Origin of the sequence: Photorhabdus khanii NC19 (genome assembly GCF_000517265.1) — a bacterium.
Classification (GTDB): Bacteria; Pseudomonadota; Gammaproteobacteria; order Enterobacterales; family Enterobacteriaceae; genus Photorhabdus; species Photorhabdus khanii.
Genome location: NZ_AYSJ01000002.1, coordinates 933,251 through 959,715, shown reverse-complemented (window position 1 = coordinate 959,715; position 26,465 = coordinate 933,251). Strand labels below are relative to the sequence as shown.

Here is a 26,465-nt window from a genome sequence, read left to right as displayed (position 1 = left end):
ACAGCCATTCAGGATGTTTAAGCTCTTTTAAACCATTACTGAACTTCCTCGTCACCCCCCTCTGCCAACGCCATATTTAAAACCCGACCTAAAACGACTTTATCCGCATTATTCTCTAACAGACTAAAATGGTTACCCGAAATTGGAATTAACTGCAGCGAAGAATCAGGCAATACCTGCGACCAACCTAACGACGGATCCCTATTTAAAGGCTGTGGTTCGACATTCACAACTTCGGCATCCATAACCCCAGTATTCATAACAACGGGAACAGGTGGAGAAGGTTGCGTTGCATAGAACTGATGCAGCGTTATCGCCAATATTTGCGGCTCATAATCTCTGACTATTTGCGCATAATTTGCTATCTGCTCCCAACGTTTTGCGATTAAATCAGCACGCAGATTTGCCGGATATAACGCCAATTTCTGCGCCGCTTCGATAAACTGCACCAGATTCAACGCATCAATTCGCCGGTACAGTGCCGTAATTTCTTCAATATGTCCGTCCTCTGTTTGCCTCGCCAACTCAATAAAGAATTGCAGTTTCGGTGGCGTTATCTGCTGCCTGTAATAATGAGGAACAGGCGTGTCTATCAGACCGAGGAAGCTGACCATCTCACCGGAATCCAACAGTTGCTGGGCAATGGCATAAGCCAATATGCCACCCGAAGAGTAACCGCATATCCGATATGGGCCTTCCGGTTGCACCGCTTTCATAAAGCGGATCATTCTTGCCGCCTGTTCTTCCATCGTCAACATCGGCTCTTCACTGATGGATGGCCAAGACAATGCATAAATCGGGTAGCCTGGCTGAATCTGTTGAGACAACCCGAAAACATAGGAATAATCACCCAGCCCACTGGGCACAAAGAATAACGGCAGACCTGTTCCGCCAGATCGCACCAATATTGCGCTGTTTCGCGGTTGAGACAGCCTATCTGATGTTATTTTCGCTGCCAGTTCAGCCAGCACCGGGAATTGAAACAGATCATTCAATGTGCAAACAAGACCATAATTAGCTGCAAGATTTATCATCCGCATAGCCAACAGTGAGTGACCCCCCAAGGCGAAGAAATTATCATACCGACTGACCTGCTCAATCCCCAGCAATTTGCGCCAAATAGCCGCCAGTGCAATTTCCGTTTCCCCTCGCGGCGCTTCGTAAACCTGCCGGGCAAAAGCTTCATTATCCGGGGCCGGTAGCGCACGACGATCCAACTTACCGTTCGGGGTCAGCGGGAAGACATCCAGACGCACAAACGCCGCCGGCACCATATAATCCGGTAAAATGGCACTCAGATGAGCACGCAAGCTATTAGCCAGTCTCTCATCCTCTGGTGCCAGGACATAAGCGACCAAGCGTTTATCCTGACCGTCACCCAACACCAACACAACCGCCTCTTGCACCGTTGGGTATTCCACCAACCGGGCCTCAATTTCACCCGGCTCAATCCGGAAACCACGGATTTTAACTTGCTGATCGTTACGGCCAATAAATTCCAAATTACCGTCCGGCAGGTAACGGGCCAAATCCCCGGTTCGATACAGGCGGGCATCAGGTGAATCACTAAACGGATCAACGAGGAAGCGTTCAGCCGTCAGCTCAGGACGATTGAGATAACCACACGCGACACCCGCCCCTCCAATATACAACTCCCCGACCACCCCCAGAGGTACCGGCTGACCATAGACATCCAGCAGATAAACCCGCGTGTTAGCTATCGGTCGACCAATGGGGATCTGGTTCATCTCCGGTGATAATGACGTGATACGGTAGGTGGTGGTAAAGGTGGTACCTTCGCTCGGACCATAGCCATTCAAGAACTGTTGAGGCGGGCTATCACGCAGAACCTGCTCAATAACATGCGGATCCAGCACATCGCCACCAACAATCAGGATTTTGAGCTGTGAAAGCGCCGGGGATAACTCTGCCACCAGCCGGTTAAACAACCCGACACTCAACCACATAACCGTGATTCGATAAGCCTGTAATGCTTGCACAAACGCCTTCGGTGTCAACACAGTCGCGTGATCAATCACCACCAGCGTACCGCCATTCAGCAACGGTGCCCAAACTTCAAAGGTACCGGCATCAAACGCCGGGTTAGCCTCAAAAGCCACCCGATCATCCGGCCCGATTTCAGCGTACCCATTATTAATCACCAACCGAACCACAGCCCGATGCGGCACCATCACCCCTTTTGGTACGCCGGTCGAGCCGGAGGTATACATGATATACGCCGATTCAGTACTGGAACGGGTTAAGTCAGGATTAATGCTCTTTTCTTCCCTGCTCGTGTCTGTTTCAGCGGCAAGATGGAATAACGGTGCAGTCAGACCAACTGGGATAGCAGTCTGCACATTGATGAGCAGCAATTTGGCTGAACAATCGTCTATCAGCCAGTTTTTCCGCTCATCCGGCATATTCGGATCTATCGGCACATAAACCGCACCCGCTTTAAGGATAGCCAACTGAGCCACCACCAACTCAATGGACCGTTCTAACAAGGTAGCCACGTGGTCATTCGGGCTAATCCCTCGTTCAATCAGTTGATAAGCCAGCCGGTTAGCGCAGGCATTCAGCTCCGCATAACTAAGGATCTGATCACCCTGTATCACCGCTGTAGACTCTGGAGCTTTCTTCACCTGTTGTTCAAACAACTGATGGATACAATGCAGATCAGGATAGACTGTTTCAGTGGCGTTCCAGGTTGTCAGTAGCAGCGCGCGTTCCGTTTCAGGCAGGATTTCCAGCGCCCGGACTGGTTTTGCCGGAGTCTGCTCAAGTGCGTCCACCAGACTTTCTAAGGTCTGTTGCATATAACCACATATCCGCTCCGGATCAATCGGTTGAACGATTTGAGCGGTCAGCCCTAACGCCTCACCAAAATCCTCCACCGACAAGACAAACGGATAGTTGGTGCGCTCTTGCCCGCCCAGAAATTCAATGCCGCCGATGACACTATCCGAAATTACCGCCGGCGCATTATGCCGGTAATTCAACAAGGCACTAAAGAGTGGAATTTCATTTTGCACCCCACTACAACGTTGAGCCAGCGCTAATGAGGCGTGTTCATGATCCAACAACCCGGCTAACCGGGTATGGGCTAACCGTACACTGTCCTGCACTGGGGTATCATCCATATCCAGCCGCAACGGCAAGGTATTGATAAACAGCCCCATGCCACTGTCAGCGCCTTGCCCGGCCTGCATACGCCCAAACAAGACGGTACCGAAGACCACTTTCTCCTGTCCACTGGTACGCGACAAAACCTGTGCCCAGGCCAGATGGCACAACGCGGCCAGACTGACACCCAGACGCCGGGCCTGACTACGCAGACGGTCATTCAGCCTGGCGGGCAACATCCGGTGCGATTGGATCACCTGCGAGCCATCTCGATGGACCTCCGTCAATCCGAACGGCAGCGTCGGTTCATCCAGCTCAGACAACATCTCGGTAAAGAAGCGAGTATGCTCTGCCTGACCTATTCCCAGCCGAGCCTGCGCCACCAGATTACGGAAAGGCACCGGCGCGGGCAGACTGGCCCCCAGCCCGGCAAAGTATGCCTGAACTTCGCGATTCATCACCTCCATTGCAGTATGGTCGCCAATCAAATGGTGCTGCAATTGCAGTACGATCCAGCGACCCTCCGTTTCCTGTGCAATAACAAAACGTAACAGGGGAGCCTGACCCAGATCGAGACGATGCTGACGTGGATCAAAACGTTGAGCCAATTGCTCATAAACCGGCCCGTCAGCGGGAGCTAATACCCGCTCAGTCACTGATAACGGCGCCTGACGCCAAACTACCTGGGCCGGCGCGGATAATCCTTGCCAGATAAAAGCGGTCCGCAGAATATCGTGGCGATCAACTACCTGTTGCACCGCTGCCAGATAACAATCCAGCAACGATCGATCAGCAAAGACCATAGGATAAGCCAACAGATACGGATCGCCCTTGTTCGCCAATAAATGGTGGAACAAGATGCCGTCCTGCAACGGTGATAAAGCATAGATATCCTGAATATTGGCAACCCCACCCGGCACGTGCTCCACAATATGGTCAATCTCAGTCTGAGTCAGATCAATCAACGGCAACATCTCAGGTGTCAGTGCCGTGGTCGCCGGGGTGATGACATTCGCCGGCACCACCAGTGCCGGTGACTGCCCTACTGTTTGAGCAAATGCAGACAACACTGGGGATTGGAACAGGTCACGTACCGCCAGTGTTAACCCCGCGTTACGCAGGCGGTCAATCATCCGCACCGCCAGCAATGAATGACCACCCAAGGCAAAGAAGCTATCGTGCCGGCTGACTTGTTCAATCCCCAACAACTCGCCCCAGATAGCAGCCAGCAGAGTTTCTGTCTCCCCCTGCGGCGCTTCATAAACCTGCTTGTCAAAGGCCGTCTCCCCCGGTGCCGGTAACGCCAGACGGTCCAATTTACCGTTTGGCGTCAACGGGAAGGTATCCAGACGCACAAAGGCCGCCGGTACCATATAATCCGGCAAAATGGCACTCAGGTGAGTACGCAGGTGGTTAACCAACGCTTCATCCGCTTCTGCTACCACATAAGCCACCAACCGTTTGTCCTGACCCTCACCCAGCACCAGCACAACGGCTTCACTCACCTCAGAGTGTTCCATCAGCCGGGCTTCGATTTCCCCCGGCTCAATACGGAAACCGCGGATTTTAACCTGTTGGTCATTACGGCCCAGGAATTCCAGATTGCCGTCCGGCAGGTAGCGGGCCAAATCGCCGGTTCGATACATACGGGCATCGGGTTCACCGCTAAACGGGTCAGCCAGAAAACGTTCAGCGGTCAATTCAGGACGATTAAGGTAACCACAGGCAACCCCAGCTCCAGCGATATAAATCTCACCGGTCACCCCCAGAGGCACCGGCTGACCATAAACATCCAGCAGATAAACCTGCGTATTGGCTATCGGCCGGCCAATGGGGATCCGGCTCACTTCCGGTGATAATTCCGTGATACGGTAGGTGGTGGTAAAGGTGGTACCTTCGCTCGGTCCATAACCATTCAATAATTGTTGCGGCGGGCTATCACGCAGAACCTGCGCAATAACATGCGGATCCAGCACATCGCCGCCGACAATCAGAATTTTTAGCTGCGGGAGAGCCGGAGCTAATTCTGCCGCCAACCGGTTAAATAACCCGACACTGAGCCACAGCACCGTAATGCGATGAGCCTGTAATGCCTGAGCAAATTCTTTAGGCGTCAGCAACGTGGCATGATCAATCACCACCAGCGCGCCCCCATTGAGCAACGGCGCCCAGACTTCAAAGGTACTGGCATCGAAAGCCGGGTTAGCTTCAAACGCCACCCGATCATCCGGCCCAATGTCTGTGTACCCATTATTCATCACCAGCCGAACCACAGCACGATGCGGCACCATGACCCCTTTTGGCATGCCGGTCGAGCCGGAGGTGTACATGATATAAGCCAGCGCGGTACTGGACTGGGGTAAGTCAGGATTGTAGTGATCTTCCTCCCTGAGAGTGCCCATCTCATTGGTCAGGTAAAACTGGGGGATCACCAGATCAACCGGGATATCCGTCAGTAACAATTTGGCTGAACAATCGTTGATCAGCCAATGTTTCCGCTCATCCGGCACGCGGGGATCAATCGGCACATAAACGGCCCCGGCCTTGAGGATAGCCAACTGAGCCACGACCAACTCAATAGATCGTTCTAACAGCACCGCCACCCGATCATCCGACCGGATCCCCTGTTCGATTAACCGGCGAGCCAGCTGGTTAGCACGGCCATTTAATTCGGCATAGCTAAGAATGCATTCTTCATACACCAACGCTACTGCGTCAGGGGTTTTCTCTGCCTGTTGTTCAAACAGCCGGTGAATGCATGACTGGTCAGGATACGGCGTCTGGGTTGCATTCCAGGTTTCCAGCAACAGCTGACGTTCCGCCAATGTCAGGATATTAATTTTCCCGACCGACTGTAGCGGGTTAGCCGCCATTTCCCGCAATACGGTATGGAGATAGCCCACCTGCCGCTCGATGGTCGCTTGATCAAACAGAGCGGTGGCATAATTCAGATAACCGACAATTCGGCCATCCACCTCAGACAAATTCAGCTCAAGATCAAACTTAACCGCATCAAACGCTTGCTCAACAGGTGAAACAGCGAGTCCCGGTAATGTCCAATCTTTATTTTCATTGCTCTGCCAGGCAAACATCACCTGAAACAGCGGGGTATGTCCCAGTCGACGCAGCGGTTGCACGATTTCTACTACCTGTTCAAAGGGTAGGTCCTGATGTTCCTGTGCTGCCAGCGCGGTTTGCCGTATACGCGCAAGCCATTCCGTCACGTTGGGGGCACCGGATAAATCCATCCGCAAAGCTAATGTATTGACAAAGAAACCGATCAGAGATTCCACTTCCTGCCGTCCACGCCCCGCACTCGGTGTACCAATAATTAGATCTTCCTGACCTGACAGACGCGATAAAACCGTCGCCCAAGCCGCCAACAGCGTCATAAATAACGTGACTCCCTGCTGCTCACTCAGACGTTTAAGGGATTGGGTTAACTCCGCATCCAGATTGACAAGCAATAAGGCCCCGGCAAACGACTGCTCAAGCGGACGTGGCCGATCAGTAGGCAAATCCAACAGTACTGGCGCGTCAGCCAGCCTCGTACGCCAATAATCAGATTGAGACTGTATGCGTTCAGCCGACAACCACTGACGCTGCCAGGCGGCATAATCAGGATATTGAATCGTCAACGGTGACAACGGATCCGGCTGCCCGGTCAGAAAAGCGGTGTAAAGAGTGCTCAATTCATGCATCAATATGCTGACAGACCAACCATCGAAAACAATATGATGCTGGGTCAGCAAGAAAACGTGCTCATCGTCAGCCAACTGTACCAGACTAGAACGAATTAATGGGCCACGGGCAAGATCAAACGGTGTCTCAGCTTCCTGAACAGTCAAAGACTCAAGCTGGGCATCCACATCAGACACTTCACGCAGATCATATTTTTTCATCGGCAGGCCCCATTCCGCCGATAACAATTCCACCTGCGGCTGGCCGTCAACAGCCACAAAGACCGAACGCAACGCTTCATGGCGGGCAAACAGCGTATCCAGCGCCTGCTGCCAGGCAGCAATATCCAGCCGACCACGCAAACGCAGGGCTACTGGAATATGATAGGTCTCACTTACCCCGTCAAACTGCGCCAGGAACCACAGACGCTGTTGAGCGAATGACAACGGCAATTTATCCTCACGGGATAGCGGTATAATGACCGGTAATCTGCTACTCTGCTCATCAAATCGCGTACTCATCACTTCCGCAAAATCGGCCAAAGCAGGGAATGTAAACAGCGTGGACAGCGGTAATTCAATCCCTAACGTGGCTATCCGGTTCATCATCCGCACCGCCAGTAACGAATGCCCCCCCAAAGCGAAAAAGTTGTCATACCGGCTAATCCGCTCAACACCGAGTAATTCTCGCCAGATAGCGGCTAATGTGGTTTCCATCTCTCCTGACGGCGCGGCGTAAATCTGCCGGGCAAAAGCCTCTTCCCCCGGTGCCGGCAGCGCCCGACGGTCTAATTTACCATTCGGGGTCAGCGGGAATGATCCCATACAAACAAACGCCGCCGGTACCATATAGTCCGGTAAAATGGTGCTCAGGTGAATACGCAGACAATTAACCAACTCTTCATCTTCTTCTGCCACCACATAAGCCACCAACCGTTTGTCCTGCTCATCACCCAGCACCAACACAACAGCCTCTTGCACAGTTGGATGTTCCATCAGTCGGGCTTCGATTTCCCCCGGTTCAATGCGGAAACCTCGGATCTTAACCTGCTGGTCATTACGGCCAACAAAGACTAAATTGCCATCGGACAGATAACGGACCAAATCCCCGGTCCGATACATCCGCGCATCCGGCATCTCACTAAACGGGTCAGCTAAGAAGCGTTCAGCCGTCAGTTCAGGACGATTAAGGTAGCCACGCGCTACCCCCGCACCACCAACATACAACTCACCGATTGCCCCCAACGGCACTGGCTGGCCGTCGCTATCCAACAAATAAATCTGGGTGTTCGCTGTCGGATGGCCGATTTGCACTAATGTCTCTGTGTAGTCTGGTGGACAACGCCAGGTGGTCGCACACACCGTGATTTCTGTCGGGCCATAAGCATTAAACACCGTTGCCCGACGACACAGGGCTTGAAGCAATGTTGCACTGGGGGCTTCACCACCGAGTATCAACGTCGGTCTTATCGCTATTTCCGGTAAATCGGTCCCTTCCCGGAGCAGGGCCGGGGTCAGGCAGGCATGGGTTATCGCCTGCTCTTCCAGATAATGCCAGAGATAGCGGGGCTCCTGACGAACCGTATCGGCCGGGATCGCCAAAGTAGCCCCACTGCATAACGCCATCATGGTTTCCCAGACGCTGGCATCAAAACCAAACGAGGCAAACTGCAACATCCGGCTACCCGAATGAATATCAAACTGAACGATTTTTTCTTGGATCAGGTTAACCAGCCCACGATGTTCGACCATCACCCCCTTTGGTATGCCGGTCGAACCGGAAGTATAAATTACATACGCCAGGTGGCGTGGGGTTAATGCTGGTACTGCAGTGCTCCNGCGCGGCTTATCATTATCAGGCAGCGTATTCGGATCCAGTACAGTGAGTCCGGCCAATGCTTCCTCACCCAGTGCGATACATCCGGCATTATCCGCCAGCAAAATAACCGGAGCTGCATCGGTCAAAATATGTACCAAACGTTCACCCGGATAAGCCGGGTCCAATGGAACATAGGCACCACCCGCTTTCAATACCGCCAGCAAGCTCACTATCATCGTCGGTGAACGTGTAACACAAATCGCTACTCGCTGGTCTGGCACAACACCCCGCGCAATCAGTTGATGGGCCAGTCGGTTAGCACGGGTATTCAGTTCCGTATAACTGAATGTCTGTCCTTGATACACCAGTGCCGTGGCATCCGGGTTTTTCTCCACTTGTTGTTCAAATAATTGATGGATGCATAACGGCTCAGGATAGACAGTTTCCGTCGCATTCCAGGTTTTCAGTAACAGCCTGCGTTCTGCTTCTGGCAGAATATTCAATGTCCGTACTGGTGTTTCCGGCGACTGTTCAAGTGCCTCCATCAAACTCTCCAGCGCCTGTTGCATATAGCCACATATCCGTGCCGGATCAAACGGCTGCACCACCTGGGCGGTCAATCCCAAAGCGTGACCAAAATCCTCTACCGACAGCACAAACGGATAGTTAGTACGCTCCTGCCCGCTAAAGGATTCTATACCGCTGATGGTTTCATCTACAGTGACCGGCTGCGCACTATGCCGGTAGTTCAGCAAAGCACTAAAGAGCGGCGTTTCCCCCGGCACTCCACTGCAACGTTGAGCCAGTACCAGTGAAGCGTGTTCATGCGCCAGTAATTCGGCTAGCCGGGCATGTGCTGCCTGTATACTCCCCCGTACCGGGGTATCATCCATATCCAGCCGTAACGGCAAGGTGTTGACAAACAACCCCATGCCACTGTCCGCCCCTTCCCCGGCCTGCATCCGCCCAAACAGCACGGTGCCGAAGACCACTTTCGCCTGTCCGCTGATACGCGACAATACCTGTGCCCAGGCCAGATGACACAACGCAGCCAAACTGACGCCCAAACGCCGGGCTTGACTACGCAAACGGTTATTCAATATGGTGGGCAACATCCGGTGCAACTCTGTCACCTGCGAACCATCCCGATGGACCTCCTTCAACCCGAATGGCAGCGTCGGCTCATCCACTTCCGCCAACATGTCAGTAAAGAAGCGGATATGTTCGGCCTGGCTCCCCCCCAACCGAACCTGCGCCACCAGATTGCGGAAAGGGACCGGTGCAGGCAAGTTCTCTTCCCGCTCGGTAAGATACGCATGAACTTCGCGATTCATCACGTCCAGTGTCGTATGATCGCCAATCAGATGATGCTGCAATTGCAGTACAATCCAGCGACCATTCGTTTCTTGCGCCACCATAAAGCGCAGCAAGGGGGCTTGACTCAAGTCGAGGCGATAATGACGCGGGTCAAAGCGTTGAATTAGTTGTTCATAAACCGGTCCATCAACAGGATCCAACGTCAATTCAGTCACTGATAACGGTGCCTGACGCCAGACCACCTGAACTGATGTTGATAATCCTTGCCAGATAAAAGCAGTACGTAAAATGTCATGACGGTTAATTACCTGTTGCACTGCCGTCAAATAACTGTGCAACAGAGATCGGTCAGAGAAGGCCATTTGACTGACCAATAGATACGGATCACCTTTATTCGCCAGCAGATGATGGAACAGAATACCGTCCTGTAATGGCGACAGGGCATAAATATCCTGAATATTAGCTATTCCACCCGGCACTTGTGCAACGATATGATCAATCTCAGACTGAGTGAGATCAATCAACGACAACATCTCAGGTGTGATCGCCGTGGTCACCGGGGTGATGACATTCGCCGGCACCACCACCGCTTGTGACTGCCCTGCTGTTTCGGCAAATGCGGACAACACCGGGGATTGGAACAGGTCACGCACCGCCAGTGTTAACCCCACATTACGCAGACGTTCAATCATCCGCACCGCCAGCAGAGAATGGCCGCCCAGGGCAAAGAAACTGTCGTGGCGACTGATCTGTTCAATGCCTAACAACTCGCCCCAGATAGCGGCCAATAGGGTTTCTGTCTCCCCTTGCGGTGCTGCATAAACCTGACGGGCAAATGCTTCCTCACCCGGAACCGGTAACGCCCGGCGGTCCAGCTTGCCGTTCGGAGTCAACGGGAAGGTATCCAGACGCACAAAAGCCGCCGGCACCATATAATCCGGTAAAATCTCACTCAGATGAGTACGCAGAGGGTTAGCCAACGCCTCATCCGCTTCCGCCACCACATAAGCCACCAACCGTTTACCCTGACCCTCATCCAGCGCCAACACAACCGCTTCATGCACTGCTGGGTGTTCCAGCAATCGGGCTTCGATTTCCCCCGGTTCAATGCGGAAACCGCGGATTTTCACCTGCTGGTCATTACGGCCCAGGAACGCCAGATTACCATCCGGCAGGTAGCGGGCCAAATCTCCGGTCCGGTACATCCGGGCATCGGGAAGATGACTAAACGGGTTTGCCAGGAAACGTTCCGCCGTCAGTTCAGGACGATTAAGATAACCCCGTGCCACACCGGCCCCACCAATATGTAACTCACCCACCGCGCCTAACGGGACTGGCTGACCATACTTATCCAGCAGATAGAGGGTTAAGTCCGGGAGCCGCGTGCCAATAGGGCTCGTTGTCTGTTCTGCATCATGGCGAGTCAGTGCCCGGTAAGTGACGTGAACTGTGGTCTCGGTGATGCCGTACATATTCACCAATTGAGGCAATGTCTCTTCACGCAGGGCATACCACGGCTTCAAAATACCCGGATCGAGTGCTTCCCCGCCAAAGATGATATAGCGCAAGCAGTCCGGTAATGGATTGGCAATATAACTGGCAATAAAGGCTTTGAAGGCACTGGGGGTCTGATTCAACACCGTGATGCCGTGCTGACACACGAATTGATGCAGTTCTTGAGGTGAACGGGCAATCGCGTGCGGAACCAGTACCAGTTTAGCGCCGTAGCGTAAGGCTCCCCATAATTCCCATACCGAGAAGTCAAACGCAATGGAATGAAACAGGCACCAAATATCTTGCCGGTTAAAGTGATACCAGGATTCGGTCGCATCAAATAAACGCAGGATATGACGATGTTCCACCATCACCCCTTTCGGCGTGCCGGTCGAGCCCGAGGTGTAAATCACATAGGCCAGATGCTGTGCCGTCAATGTCGGCACCTGTGGGTTACTGTCCGGCTGATCAGGTAGGCTATTCGGGTCAAGTACCGTCAGCCCGGCCAGCGCGTCCTCTCCCAGTCCATCACGCCCGATGTTATCCACCAACAAAATAGTGGGAGCAGCATCGGTCAGGATATGTGCCAAACGCTCACCGGTGTAGACCGGATCCAGCGGCACATAGGCTCCCCCGGCTTTCAGCACGGCTAATACTCCCACCACCATTGCCAGTGAACGTGACACGCAAACCGCCACCCGTTGGTCTGGGGTGACGCCCAACGCTATCAGTTGATGCGCCAGCCGGTTGGCACGAGCATTGAGCTCGGCATAGCTGAGGGCCTGTTCTTCATACACCAGTGCGATAGCATCTGGACTTTTCTCTGCCCATTGCTCAAACAGTTGGTGAATACAACCGTGATCGGGATACGACGCTTCGGTCGTGTTCCAGGTTTCCAATAACAGCTTGCGTTCGGCTACAGTCAGGGTATCGATTTTCCCGACTGACTGTTGCGGGTTAGCCGCCATCGCCCGCAGTACGGTATGGAGATAGCCCACTTGCCGTTCAATGGTCGCTTGATCAAACAGGGCGGTGGCATAATTCAGATAACCGACAATCCGCCCCTCCACTTCAAACAAATTCAGCTCAAGATCAAACTTAACTACATCAAAAGCTTGCTCGACCGGTGAAACCGCCAGTCCCGGTAACCGCCATTCCGTATTCTCATTGTTCTGCCAGGCAAACATCACCTGGAACAACGGAGTATGATCCAATCGGCGTGGCGGTTGCACGATTTCCACTACCTGCTCAAACGGCAAATCCTGATGTTCCTGTGCCGCCAGCGCGGTTTGCCGCACATGCGCTAGCAACTCCATCACATTCGGCGCATCTGACAAATCAATACGTAAGGCCAGCGTATTCACAAAGAAGCCAATCAGGGATTCCACTTCCTGCCGACCGCGGCCCGCACTCGGTGTACCGATAACCAGATCTTCCTGACCTGACAGGCGCGATAAAACCGTCGCCCAAGCCGCCAACAGGGTCATAAATAACGTGACGCCTTGCTGTTCACTCAGACGTTTAAGGGATTGGGTTAACTCCGCATCCAGACTGACGGGCAACAGGGCCCCGACAAATGACTGCTGAGGCGGACGTGGCCGATCAATAGGCAAATCCAAGAGAACCGGTGCATCAGCCAGCTTGGTTCGCCAGTAGTCAGATTGAGACTGTATCTGTTCTGCCGACAGCCATTGACACTGCCAGGCGGCGTAATCAGGATACTGAATCGTCAACGGTGGCAACGGATCCGGCTGTTGGTTCAAGTAAGCCGAATAAAGCACTTCCAGCTCTGATTTTAGTATCCCTAAAGACCAACCATCGGAAACAATATGATGCTGGGTCAGCAAGAAAACATGCTCATCGTCAGCCAGTTGTACCAGAGCGGAACGAATTAATGGGCCACGAGCAAGATCAAACGATGTCTCAATTTCCTGAGCAGAGAGAGACGCAAGCTGCGCCTCCACGTCAGGTGTATCATGTAAATCATATTTTCTTATTGGCAGGCCCGATTCCGCCGGCAACAACTCCACCTGCGGCTGGCCGTCAACAGCGACAAAAACAGAGCGCAACGCTTCATGGCGGGCAAACAGCGTATCCAGCGCCTGCTGCCAAGCAGCGATATCCAGCCGACCACGTAAACGCAGGGCCAGCGGAATATGATAGGTCTCACTCACCCCGTCAAACTGGGCCAGGAACCACAGGCGTTGTTGCGCAAATGACAACGGCAATTGGCCCTCACGGGATAGCGGAACGATAGCAGGCAATGCCCCGCCCGCCCCATCAGACCGGGCACACATCGCTTCAGCAAAGGCCATCAAAGACGGGAATGTAAACAGCGTGGACAGCGGTAATTCAATCCCCAACGCCGCTATTCGGTTCATCATCCGCACCGCCAACAGCGAATGGCCGCCCAAAGCGAAAAAGTTGTCATACCGGCTAATCCGCTCAACACCCAGTAATTCACGCCAGATAGTCGCTAATGTGGTTTCCATCTCCCCTGATGGTGCGGCGTAAATCTGCCGGGCAACAGCCTCTTCCCCCGGTGCCGGCAACGCCCGGCGATCCAGTTTACCGTTCGGGGTCAGCGGAAAGGTATCCAGACGCACAAAAGCCGCTGGCACCATATAATCCGGTAAAATCGCACTTAAGTGAACGCGCAGTCGATTGACCAATTCCTCATCCGCGTCTGCCACCACATAAGCCACCAGTCGTTTATCTTGACCGTCACCCAGCACCAGCACCACCGCTTCATGCACCGCCGGGTGTTCCAGCAATCGGGCTTCGATTTCCCCCGGCTCAATGCGGAAACCGCGGATTTTGACCTGCTGGTCATTGCGACCCAGGAATTCCAGATTGCCATCTGGCAGGTAACGGCCGAAGTCTCCTGTTCGATACATCCGAGCATCCGGTGTATCACTAAACGGATCCGGCAGAAAACGTTCCGCAGTCAGCTCAGGGCGATTGAGATAGCCACAGGCAACGCCATCTCCGCCGATATAGATTTCTCCTTCCGCACCCAACGGCACCGACTGACCATTGGCATCCAACAGATAAACCCGCGTATTGGCTATCGGTCGACCAATGGGGATCCTCGCCACTCCTGGCGATAACGCCGTGATACGGTAGGTGGTGGTAAAGGTGGTGCCCTCACTCGGTCCATAGCCATTCAATAACTGCTGCGGCGGGTTATCACGCAGAACTTGCCTAATCACATGCGGATCCAACACATCGCCGCCGACAATCAGGATTTTGAGCTGCGGGAGAACCGGGGATAACGCTGCCGCCAGCCGATTAAACAGCCCGACACTGAGCCACAGCACGGTAATGCGATAAGTCTGTAACGCCTGAACAAATTCTTTAGGTGTCAGCAATGTGACGTGATCAATCACCACCAGCGTACCGCCATTGAGCAACGGTGCCCAGACTTCAAAGGTGCTGGCATCGAAAGCCGGGTTAGCCTCAAACGCCACCCGATCATCTGGCCCAATTTCAGCGTACCCGTTATTAATGACCAGCCGAACCACCGCACGATGCGGCACCATTACCCCTTTGGGCATGCCAGTTGAGCCGGAGGTATACATGATATAGGCCAGTTCAGGACTGGCACGGGGTAAGTCAGGATTGCGGTAATCTTCCTGCCTGATAGCACCCATCTCATCGGCCAAGTCAACCGGGATATCAGTAAGCAATAACTTGGCTGAACAGTCGTTTATCAACCAATGCTGCCGCTCATCTGGCACTCGGGGATCAATCGGCACATAAACCGCCCCGGCCTTGAGGATAGCCAACTGAGCCACCACCAGTTCAACAGAACGCTCTAACCGCACAGCGACCCGGTTATCTGGCTGGATCCCCTGCTCAATTAACCGGTGAGCCAGTCGATTGGCGCGGGTATTTAATTCCGCATAGCTGAGAATGTGTTCTCCATACACCAGCGCTATCGCATCAGGCGTCTTTTCTGCCTGTTGTTCAAATAGCTGGTGAATACAATCCTGGTCGGGATACGGCGCCTGGGTCGCGTTCCAAGTCTCCAGCAACAGCCTTTTTTCCGCTGCCGGCAAAATATTCAACAACCGTACCGGTGTCTCCGGCCGCTGTTCAAGCGCTTCTGCCAGGCTTTCCAGCGCCTGTTGCAGGTAACCACATATCCGCGCCGGATCAATCGGTTGCACGATTTGCGCCGTCAGCCCCAATGCGTGACCAAAATCCTCCACCGACAAGACAAACGGATAGTTCGTGCGCTCTTGCCCGCTAAGGAATTCAATACCACGGATGCTCTCATCCTCGGTGACCAGCTGCGCACTATGCCGGTAGTTCAGCAAGGCACTGAAGAGCGGCGTTTCCCCCGGCACCCCACTGCAACGCTGGGCCAATGCCAGTGACGCATGTTCATGGGCCAGCAATTCGGCTAACCGAGCATGTGTTGCCCGTACACTGTCCTGCACCGGGGCCTCATCCATATCCAGCCGCAATGGCAAGGTATTGATAAACAGCCCCATGCCACTATCCCCCCCCTGCCCGGCCTGCATCCGTCCAAACAGCACGGTGCCGAACACCACTTTCGTCTGTCCGCTGATACGCGACAACACCTGTGCCCAAGCCAGATGGCATAACGCAGCCAAACTGACGCCCAGACGCCGGGCCTGACGGCGCAGACGATCATTTAACGTAACGGGTAACATTTGGTGCGATTCCGTCACCTGTGAACCATCCCGATGGACCTCCGTCAACCCGAACGGCAGTGTCGGCTCATCCACTTCAGCCAGCATGTCAGTAAAGAAGCGGGTGTGCTCGGCCTGACTCACCCCCAACCGGGCCTGTGCCACCAAATTGCGGAAAGGGATCGGCACAGGCAAGTTCTCTTCCTGTCCGACAAGATAAGCTTGAACCTCGGTATTCATCACTTCCAACGTCGTATGGTCGCCAATCAGATGATGCAGCAACTGCAATACAACCCAGCGGCCATCCTCCTCCTGCGCTACCGCAAAATGCAATAAGGGGGCTTGATTCAAGTCGAGGCGATGATGACGTGGATCAAAATGTTGAGCTAACTGGTCACGGACCAGTCCATCAACCGGGTCTAGTGTCAGTTCTGTGATTGATAATTGCGCCTGACGCCAAACCACTTGTACCGGTACTGATAATCCTTGCCAAGCAAAGGCGGTACGCAGAATATCGTGACGGTTAATCACCTGTTGCACTGCCACTAAATAGCTGTCCAACAGAACGCGGTCAGCAAAGGCCATCATGCTAACCAAGAGATACGGATCACCTTTATTCGCCAACAAATGGTGGAACAGGATGCCATCCTGCAACGGTGACAAACCATAAATATCCTGAATATTGGTAATCCCACCCGGTACTTGTTCAATGATACGGTCAATCTCAGACTGGGACAGATCAATCAACGGCAACATCTCAGGTGTGAGTGCTGTGGTCGCCGGGGTGATGACATTCGCCGGCACCATCAGTGCCGGTGACTGCCCTACTGTTTGGGCAAATTCAGATAATACTGGGGATTGGAATAAATCACGCACCGCCAGTGTTAACCCCGCATGACGCAGACGTTCAATCATGCGTACCGCCAGTAACGAATGCCCCCCTAGGGCAAAGAAACTGTCGTGCCGGCTGACCTGTTCAATGCCCAACAACTCACCCCAGACAGCGGCCAGCAGGGTTTCTGTCTCCCCTTGCGGCGCGGCATAAACCTGCCGGGCAAAGGCCTCCGCCCCCGGCGCGGGCAGCGCCCGGCGATCCAGTTTACCGTTTGGCGTCAACGGGAAGGTCTCCAGACGTACAAAGGCCGCCGGTACCATATAATCCGGCAAAATAGCGCTCAGGTGGCTACGCAGGCTGTTAACCAATCCGTCACCCGCTGGTGCGACTACATAAGCCACCAGCTGTTTATCCTGACCGTCGCCCAGGGCCCGCACCAGCGCTTCGCTCACCGCCGGGTGTTCCAGCAATCGGGCTTCGATTTCTCCCGGTTCGATACGGAAACCGCGGATTTTAACTTGCTGGTCATTGCGGCCCAGGAATTCCAGATTGCCGTCCGGCAGGTAGCGGACTAAATCCCCAGTCCGGTACATCCGAGCATCTGGCTTATCACTAAATGGATCGGCCAGAAAACGTTCCGCCGTCAAATCAGGGCGATTGAGATAGCCTCGCGCCACCCCCACACCGCCAATATACAACTCACCGGTTGCGCCTAACGGCACCGGCTGGCCGTCAGTATTCAATAAATAAACCTGGGTGTTCGCTGTCGGACGCCCAATCGCAATGATGCCCTCAGTGTAGTCTGACGGACAACGCCAGGTGGCCGCACACACTGTGATTTCCGTCGGGCCATAGGCATTTAATACCGTTGCCTGACGACACAGGGCTTGAAGCAATGTTGCACTGGGGGCCTCCCCACCGAGTATCAACGTCGGTCTTATCGCTATTTCCGGTAAATCGGTTCCCTCCCGGAGCAGGGCCGGGGTCAGGCAGGCATGGGTTATCGCCTGCTCTTCCAGATAACACCAGAGATGACGCGAGTCCTGACGAACCGTATCGGCCGGGATCGCCAACGTGGCCCCACTGCACAATGCCATCATGGTTTCCCAGACGCCCGCATCAAAGCCAAATGAAGCAAACTGCAACATCCGGCTACCCGAATGAATATCAAACTGAACGATTTTTTCCTGGATCAGGTTAACCAGCCCACGATGTTCGACCATCACGCCTTTTGGTATGCCGGTCGAACCGGAGGTGTAAATCACATACGCCAGATGGCGTGGGGTTAATGCCGGAACTTGCGGGTTGCTATCGGGTTGGTTGGGCAATGCATTCGGATCCAGTACAGTCAACCCGGCCAGCACTTCTTCGCCTAACGCGGTACGTCCCGGATTATCTGCCAGTACAATCGCCGGCGCAGCATCGATTAAAATATGGGCCAGACGTTCCCCCGGATAAGCCGGATCTAACGGTACATAAGCGCCACCCGCTTTCAATACCGCCAGCAGCCCCACTATCCGCGCCGGCGAACTTGCGACGCAAATGGCTACCCGCTGATCCGGTGCGACGCCTAACGCTATCAGTTGATGCGCCAGCCGATTAGCACGGGCATTCAATTCGGCATAACTGAGGACTTGCTCTTCATACACCAGCGCCGGGGCATCCGGGCTTTTCTCTGCCTGTTGTTCAAACAACCGGTGAATACAACCGTGATCGGGATACGACATTTCGGTCGCATTCCAGGTTTCCAATAACAGCCTGCGCTCCACTACGCTCAAGATATCGATTTTCCCGACTGTCTGTTGAGAATTCGCCGCCATCTCGCGCAGTACGGTATGGAGATAGCCCACCTGCCGCTCAATGGTCGCTTGATCAAACAGGGCGGTGGCATAATTCAGATAACCGGCAATCCGGCCTTCTACCTCAAACAAATTCAGCTCAAGATCGAACTTAACCACCTCCAAAGCGCGCTCGACCGGTGAAACTGCCAGTCCCGGCAGCCTCCATTCCGTGTTCTCATTGTTCTGCCAGGCAAACATCACCTGAAACAGCGGGGTATGCGCCAGTCGGCGCGGCGGTTGTACGATTTCCACCACCTGCTCAAGTGGCAGGTCCTGATGCTCCTGTGCCATCAGCGCGGTTTGCCGTACACGCGCCAGCAATTCCGCCACATTCGGCGTACCGGATAAATCCATACGCAATGCCAGTGTATTCACAAAGAAGCCGATTAAAGATTCCACTTCCTGACGCCCGCGACCGGCACTCGGTGTGCCGATAACCAGATCTTCCTGACCTGACAGGCGCGACAGGACTGTCGCCCAAGCTGCCAGCAACGTCATAAATAACGTGACGCCCTGTTGCTCACTCAGGTGTTTAAGGGATTGGGTTAACTCTGCATCCAGACTGACGGGTAAGATATTCCCGGCAAATGACTGCTGAGGCGGACGTAGCCGGTCAGTAGGTAAATCCAACAACACTGGCGCGTCAGTCAGTCTCGTGCGCCAATAATCAGATTGGGACTGTATGCGTTCAGCCGACAACCATTGACGCTGCCAGGCGGCGTAATCAGGATATTGAATCGTCAACGGTGGCAACGGATCTGACTGCCCGGTCAGAAAAGCGGTATAAAGGGCACTCAATTCACGCATCAACACGCTGACAGACCAGCCATCGAAAACAATATGATGCAGGGTCAGCAAGAAAACGTGTTCATCATTATCCAGTTGTACCAGAGCAGAACGAATTAATGGGCCACCGGCAAGATCAAACGGCGCACCAGCTTCCTGAGCAGAGAGAGACGCAAGTTGCGCATCCACATCAAGCATGTCACGCAGATCATATTTTTTTATCGGCAAGCCTGATGCCGCCGGTAACAACTCCACCTGCGGTTGACCATCGACAGCAACGAAGACAGAGCGCAACGCTTCATGGCGGGCAAATAGAGTATCAAGCGTCTGTTGCCAGGCGGCGATATCCAGCTGACCACGTAAACGCAGGGCCAGCGGAATATGATAGGTCGCACTCACCCCCTCAAACTGGGCCAGGAACCACAGACGCTGTTGCGCAAATGACAACGGTAATTGGCCTTCACGGGATAGCGGAACGATAGCGGGTAATATCCTGTCCGATTCATCAAACTGGGCGCTTATCGCTTCTGCAAAATCGGCCAAAGCAGGGAATGTAAACAGCGTGGACAGCGGTAATTCAATCCCCAACGTGGCTATCCGGTTCATCATTCGCACTGCTAACAATGAATGGCCGCCTAAAGCGAAAAAGTTGTCATACCGGCTAATCCGCTCAATACCGAGTAATTCACGCCAGATAGCGGCCAATGTGGTTTCCATCTCCCCTGACGGCGCGGCGTAAATCTGCCGGGCAAAATCTTCTTCCCCCGGTACCGGTAATGCCCGACGGTCCAATTTGCCGTTTGGCGTCAACGGAAAGGTATCCAGACGCACAAAAGCGGCTGGCACCATATAATCCGGTAAAATCGCACTTAAGTAAGTACGCAGACGATTGACCAATCCCTCATCCGCTTCTGCTGCCACATAAGCCACCAACCGTTTACCCTGCCCCTCATCCTGCGCCAGCACCACCGCTTCCTGCACTGCCGGGTGTTCCAGCAATCGGGCTTCGATTTCCCCCGGTTCAATGCGGAAACCGCGGATTTTCACCTGCTGGTCATTACGGCCCAGGAATTCCAGATTGCCATCCGGCAGGTAGCGGGCTAAATCCCCGGTGCGGTATAGGCGGGCATCGGGTTCATCACTAAACAGATCCGGCAGGAAACGTTCAGTCGTCAGTTCAGAACGATTAAGATAGCCACAAGCAACGCCATCTCCACCGATATAAATCTCACCGGTTGCCCCCTGCGGCACCGGCTGACCATAAGCATCCAACAGATAAACCCGCGTATTGGCTATCGGTCGACCAATCGGGATCCTCGCCACGCCTGACGATAACGCCGTGATACGGTAGATGGTGGTAAAGGTGATTCCTTCACTCGGTCCATAGCCATTCAATAACTGTTGCGGCGGGTTATCACGCAAAACTTGCCTAATCACGTGCGGATCCAGCACATCGCCGCCGACAATCAAGATCTTGATTTGTGGCAGCACCGGAGACAACTCTGTTGCTAACCGGTTAAATAGCCCGACACTGAGCCACAGCACGGTAATGCGATAAGCCTGTAATGCCTGAGCAAATTCTTTAGGCGTCAGCAACGTGGCATGATCAATCACCACCAGCGTGCTGCCATTGAGCAACGGTGCCCAGACTTCAAAGGTGCTGGCATCGAAAGCCGGGTTAGCCCCAAACGCCACCCGATCATCCGGCCCGATTTCGGCGTACCCGTTATTGATGACCAACCGAACCACCGCACGATGTGGCACCATCACCCCTTTGGGCGTGCCAGTTGAGCCAGAGGTATACATGATATAGGCCAGTTCAGTACTGGCGCGGGGTAAGTCAGGATTGTGGTTATCTTCTTCACTGATAGCGCCCATCTCATCGGACAGGCAAAACCGGGGGATCGCTAGGTCAATCGGGATATCGGTAAGTAATAACTTGGCTGAACAGTCGTTTATCAGCCAATGCTTCCGCTCGTCCGGCACCCGGGGATCAATCGGCACATAAACGGCCCCGGCCTTGAGGATAGCCAATTGAGCCACCACTAGCTCAATAGAACGCTCTAACAACACCGCGACCCGGTTATCCGGCTGGATCCCTTGCCCAATTAACCGGCAGGCCAGTCGATTGGCGCGAGCATTTAATTCGGCATAGTTGAGAATGTGCTCTCCATACACTAGCGCTATCGCATCAGGGGTGTTTTCTGCCTGTTGTTCAAACAGCCGGTGAATACAATATTGGTCAGGATACGGCACCTGAGTCGCGTTCCAGGTTTCCAGCAACAGCCTTTTTTCCGCTACCGGCAAGATATTCAATACCCGTACCGGTGTCTCTGGCCGTTGCTCAAGCGCTTCTGCCAGACTTTCCAGCGCCTGCTGCATATAACCGCACACGCGTTTCGGATCAATCGGTTGAATAATTTGCGCTGTCAGCCCCAGTGCGTGACCAAGATCCTCCACCGACAAGACAAACGGATAATTAGTGCGTTCTTGTCCGCTAAGGAATTCAATACCGCTGATGGCTGCATCCGTAGTGGCCGGCTGCGCGCTATGCCGGTAGTTCAGCAAAGCACTAAAGAGGGGTGTTTCCCCCGGCACCTCACTGCAACGTTGGGCCAGCGCCAATGACGCATGTTCATGCGCCAGCAATTCGGCTAACCGGGTATGGGTTAATCGTACACTGTCTTGCACCGGGGTATCATCCATATCCAGTCGTAACGGCAAGGTATTAATAAACAGCCCTATACCTCTGTCAGCCCCTTCTCCGGCTTGCATCCGTCCAAACAGCACGGTGCCGAAGACCACTTTCGTCTGTCCGCTGATACGTGACAATACCTGTGCCCAAGCCAGATGGCATAAAGTTGCTAAACTGACACCCAGACGCCGGGCCTGACTGCGCAAACGATCATTCAGTTCAGGCGTTAACATCTGGTGCGATTCCGTCACCTGTGAACCATCTCGATGGATCTCCGTCAATCCGAACGGCAGCGTCGGTTCATCCACTTCCGCCAACATATCAGTAAAGAAACGGGTATGTTCGGCCTGACTCACCCCCAACCGAGCCTGCGCCACCAGATTGCGGAAAGGGACCGGCGCAGGCAAGCTCTCTTCCTGTCCGGCAAGATAGGCCTGAATCTCACCATTCATCACTTCCATTGTGGTATGGTCACCCATCAGATGATGCTGCAATTGCAGTACGCTCCAACCGCCATCGTCTTCCTGCGCTACCGCAAAGTGCAACAGTGGTGCTCGTTGCAGATCAATACGATAGCGACGTGGGTCAAAATGTTGAGCTAACTGGTCACGGACCGGTCCATCAACCGGGTCCAGTGTCAGTTCAGTGACTGACAATTGTACCTGACGCGAAACCACCTGAACCGGCGCTGACAATCCTCTCCAAATAAAGGCGGTACGCAGAATATCGTGGCGATTAATCACTTGTTGCACTGCGACTAAATAGCTGTCCAACAGGGCGCGGTCAGCAAAGACCATCTGACCGGCCAACAGATACGGGTCTCCTTCATTCGCTAGCAAATGGTGGAACAGAATGCCATCCTGCAACGGCGACAGGGCATAGATATCCTGAATATTGGCAACCCCACCCGGTAGTTGTGCAATGATATGGTCAATCTCAGATTGAGTCAGATCAGTCAACGGCAACATCTCGGGTGTGAGTGCCGTGGTCGCCGGGGTAATGACATTCTCCGGCACCACCACCGCTTGTAACTGCCCTGCTGTTTGGGCAAATGTGGACAACACCGGGGATTGGAATAAATCACGCACCGTTAGCGTTAATCCCGCGTTACGCAGGCGTTCAATCATCCGCACTGCCAGCAGCGAATGGCCACCTAGGGCAAAAAAGTTGTCATACCGGCTAATTCGCTCAATACCGAGTAATTCACACCAGATAGCGGCCAATAGGGTTTCAGCTTCTCCCTGTGGTGCTGCATAAACCTGCCGGGCAAAGGCATCTTCCCCCGGTGCCGGTAGCGCCCGGCGATCCAGTTTGCCGTTCGGGGTCAACGGGAAGGCATCCATACACACAAACGCCGCCGGCACCATATAATCCGGTAAAACCGAACTTAAGTGAGTATGCAGATGGTTAATCAACGCCTCATCCACGTCTGCCACCACATAAGCCACCAACCGTTTTTCCTGACCGCCGCCCATCACCTGCACAACCGCTTCATGCACTGCTGGGTGTTCCAGCAATCGAGCTTCGATTTCCCCCGGCTCAATACGGAAACCGCGGATTTTCACCTGCTGGTCATTACGGCCCAGAAACGCCAGATTGCCGTCTGGCAGATAACAGGCCAAATCCCCAGTCCGGTACATCCGGGCATCGGGAAGATGACTAAACGGGTCTGCCAGGAAACGTTCCGCCGTCAGCTCAGGACGATTGAGATAACCCCGTGCCACACCGGCCCCACCAATATACAGCTCACCCACCGCGCCCAACGGGACTGGCTGACCATACTTATCCAGCAGATAGAGGGTTAAGTCCGGAAGCCGCGTGCCAATAGGGCTCGTTGTCTGTTCTACATCATGGCAAGCCAGTGCCCGATAAGTGACGTGAACTGTGGTCTCGGTGATACCGTACATATTCACCAACTGAGGCAACATCCCCTCACGCAGGGCATACCACGGTTTCAGAATACCGGGATCGAGTGCTTCCCCGCCAAAGATGATATAACGCAAGCAGTCCGGTAACGGATTGGTGATATAACTGGCAATAAAGGCTTTGAAGGCACTGGGAGTCTGATTCAACACCGTGATACCGTGCTGACACACGAATTGATGCAGCTCTTGAGGTGAACGGGCAATCGCGTGCGGGACCAACACCAGTTTAGCGCCGTAACGTAACGCCCCCCATAATTCCCACACCGAGAAGTCAAACGCAATGGAATGAAACAGGCACCAAATATCTTGCCGGTTAAAGTGATACCAGGATTCAGTGGCGTCAAACAAACGCAGGATATGACGATGTTCCACCATCACCCCTTTCGGCGTGCCGGTCGAACCCGAAGTGTAAATCACATAGGCCAGATGCTGTGCCGTCAATGTTAGCACCTGCGGGTTACTGTTCGGCTGATCAGGCAGACTATTCGGGTCAAGTACCGTCAGCCCAGCCAGCGCGTCCTCTCCCAACGCATCACGCCCGACATTATCCGCCAGCAAAATAGTGGGAGCAGCATCGGTCAGGATATGTGCCAAACGCTCACCGGTGTAGACCGGATCCAGCGGCACGTAGGCACCCCCGGCTTTCAGCACCGCTAATACCCCCACCACCATTGCCGGTGAGCGTGACACGCAAACTGCCACCTGTTGGTCCGGGGTGACACCCAACGCTATCAGTTGATGCGCCAGCCGGTTAGCACGGGCATTGAGCTCGGCATAGCTGAGTGTCTGTTCTTCATACACCAGTGCGGTGGCATCTGGACTTTTCTCTGCCCATTGCTCAAACAGTCGGTGAATACAACCGTGATCGGGATACGACGTTTCGGTTGCATTCCAGGTTGTCAGCAACAGCTTTTTCTCCGCTGCCGGCAAGATATTCAATGTTTGTACCGGTGTCTCTGGCCGCTGTTCAAGCGCCTCTGCCAGGCTTTCCAGCGCCTGTTGCATATAACCGCATATCCGCTCCGGATCAATCGGTTGAGCGATTTGCGCCGTCAGCCCCAGTGCGTGACCAAAATCCTCCACCGACAGCACAAATGGATAGTTAGTGCGTTCTTGTCCGCCCAGAAATTCAATACCGCTGATGATGGCATCCGTGGTAACCCACTGTGCACTATGCCGATAGTTCAGCAAAGCACTAAACAGGGGAGCCTCTCCCGGCACTCCACTACAACGTTGAGCCAGCGCCAGTGAGGCGTGCTCATGCTCCAGCAATCCAGCCAATCGGCTATGCGCTGCCCGTACACTATCCTGTACCGGGGTATCATCCATATCCAGTCGCAACGGCAAAGTATTGATAAACAGACCCATACCGCTGTCAGCGCCTTGCCCTGCCTGCATTCGCCCAAACAACACGGTGCCGAACACCACTTTCGGCTGTCCACTGATACGTGACAACACCTGTGCCCAGGCCAGATGGCATAACGCAGCCAAACTGACACCCAGACGCCGGGCCTGACTGCGCAGACGATCATTTAACGTAACGGGTAACATCCGGTGCGATTCCGTTACCTGTGAACCATCCTGATGGACCTCCATCAACCCAAACGGCAATGTGGGTTCATCCACTTCCGCCAACATATCAGTAAAGAAGCGGGTATGTTCGGCCTGACTCACCCCCAACCGAGCCTGAGCCACCAGATTGCGGAAAGGGACCGGCACAGGCAAGTTCTCTTCCTGTCCGGCAAGATAAGCCTGAACTTCACCGTTCATCACTTCCATCGTTGTATGGTCGCCAATCAGATGATGCAGCAATTGCAGAACGCTCCAGCGGCCATCGTCCTCCTGCGCTACCACAAAGTGCAACAAAGGGGCTAGTTGCAGATCAATACGATAGCGACGTGGATCAAAATGTTGAGCTAACTGGTCACGGATTGGCCCATCAACCGGGTCCAGTGTCAGTTCAGTGACTGATAATTGCGCCTGACGCCAAACCACTTGTACCGGCGCGGATAATCCTTGCCAAACAAAGGCGGTACGCAGAATATCGTGGCGATTAACCACCTGTTGCACCGCCGCCAGATAACTATCCAACAGGGCGCGGTCAGCAAAAGCCATTTGGCTAACCAAGAGATACGGGTCACCTTTATTCGCCAGCAAATGGTGGAACAGAATGCCATCTTGCAACGGCGACAAGGCATAGATATCCTGAATATTAGTCACCCCACCCGGTACTTGTGCAATGATATGGTCAATCTCAGTTTGAGTGAGATCAATCAACGGCAACAT

General features: G+C 53.9%; 1 protein-coding gene. It reads right to left on the bottom strand.

Annotated features, from left to right (window positions below):
* Nucleotides 1-35 precede the first annotated feature (35 nt).
* Nucleotides 36-26,465 carry a non-ribosomal peptide synthase/polyketide synthase gene (locus PTE_RS26805; RefSeq protein ID WP_425339424.1) on the bottom strand — a complete coding sequence of 8,810 codons (26,430 nt, stop codon included), beginning with the start codon at nt 26,463-26,465 and terminating at the stop codon, nt 36-38.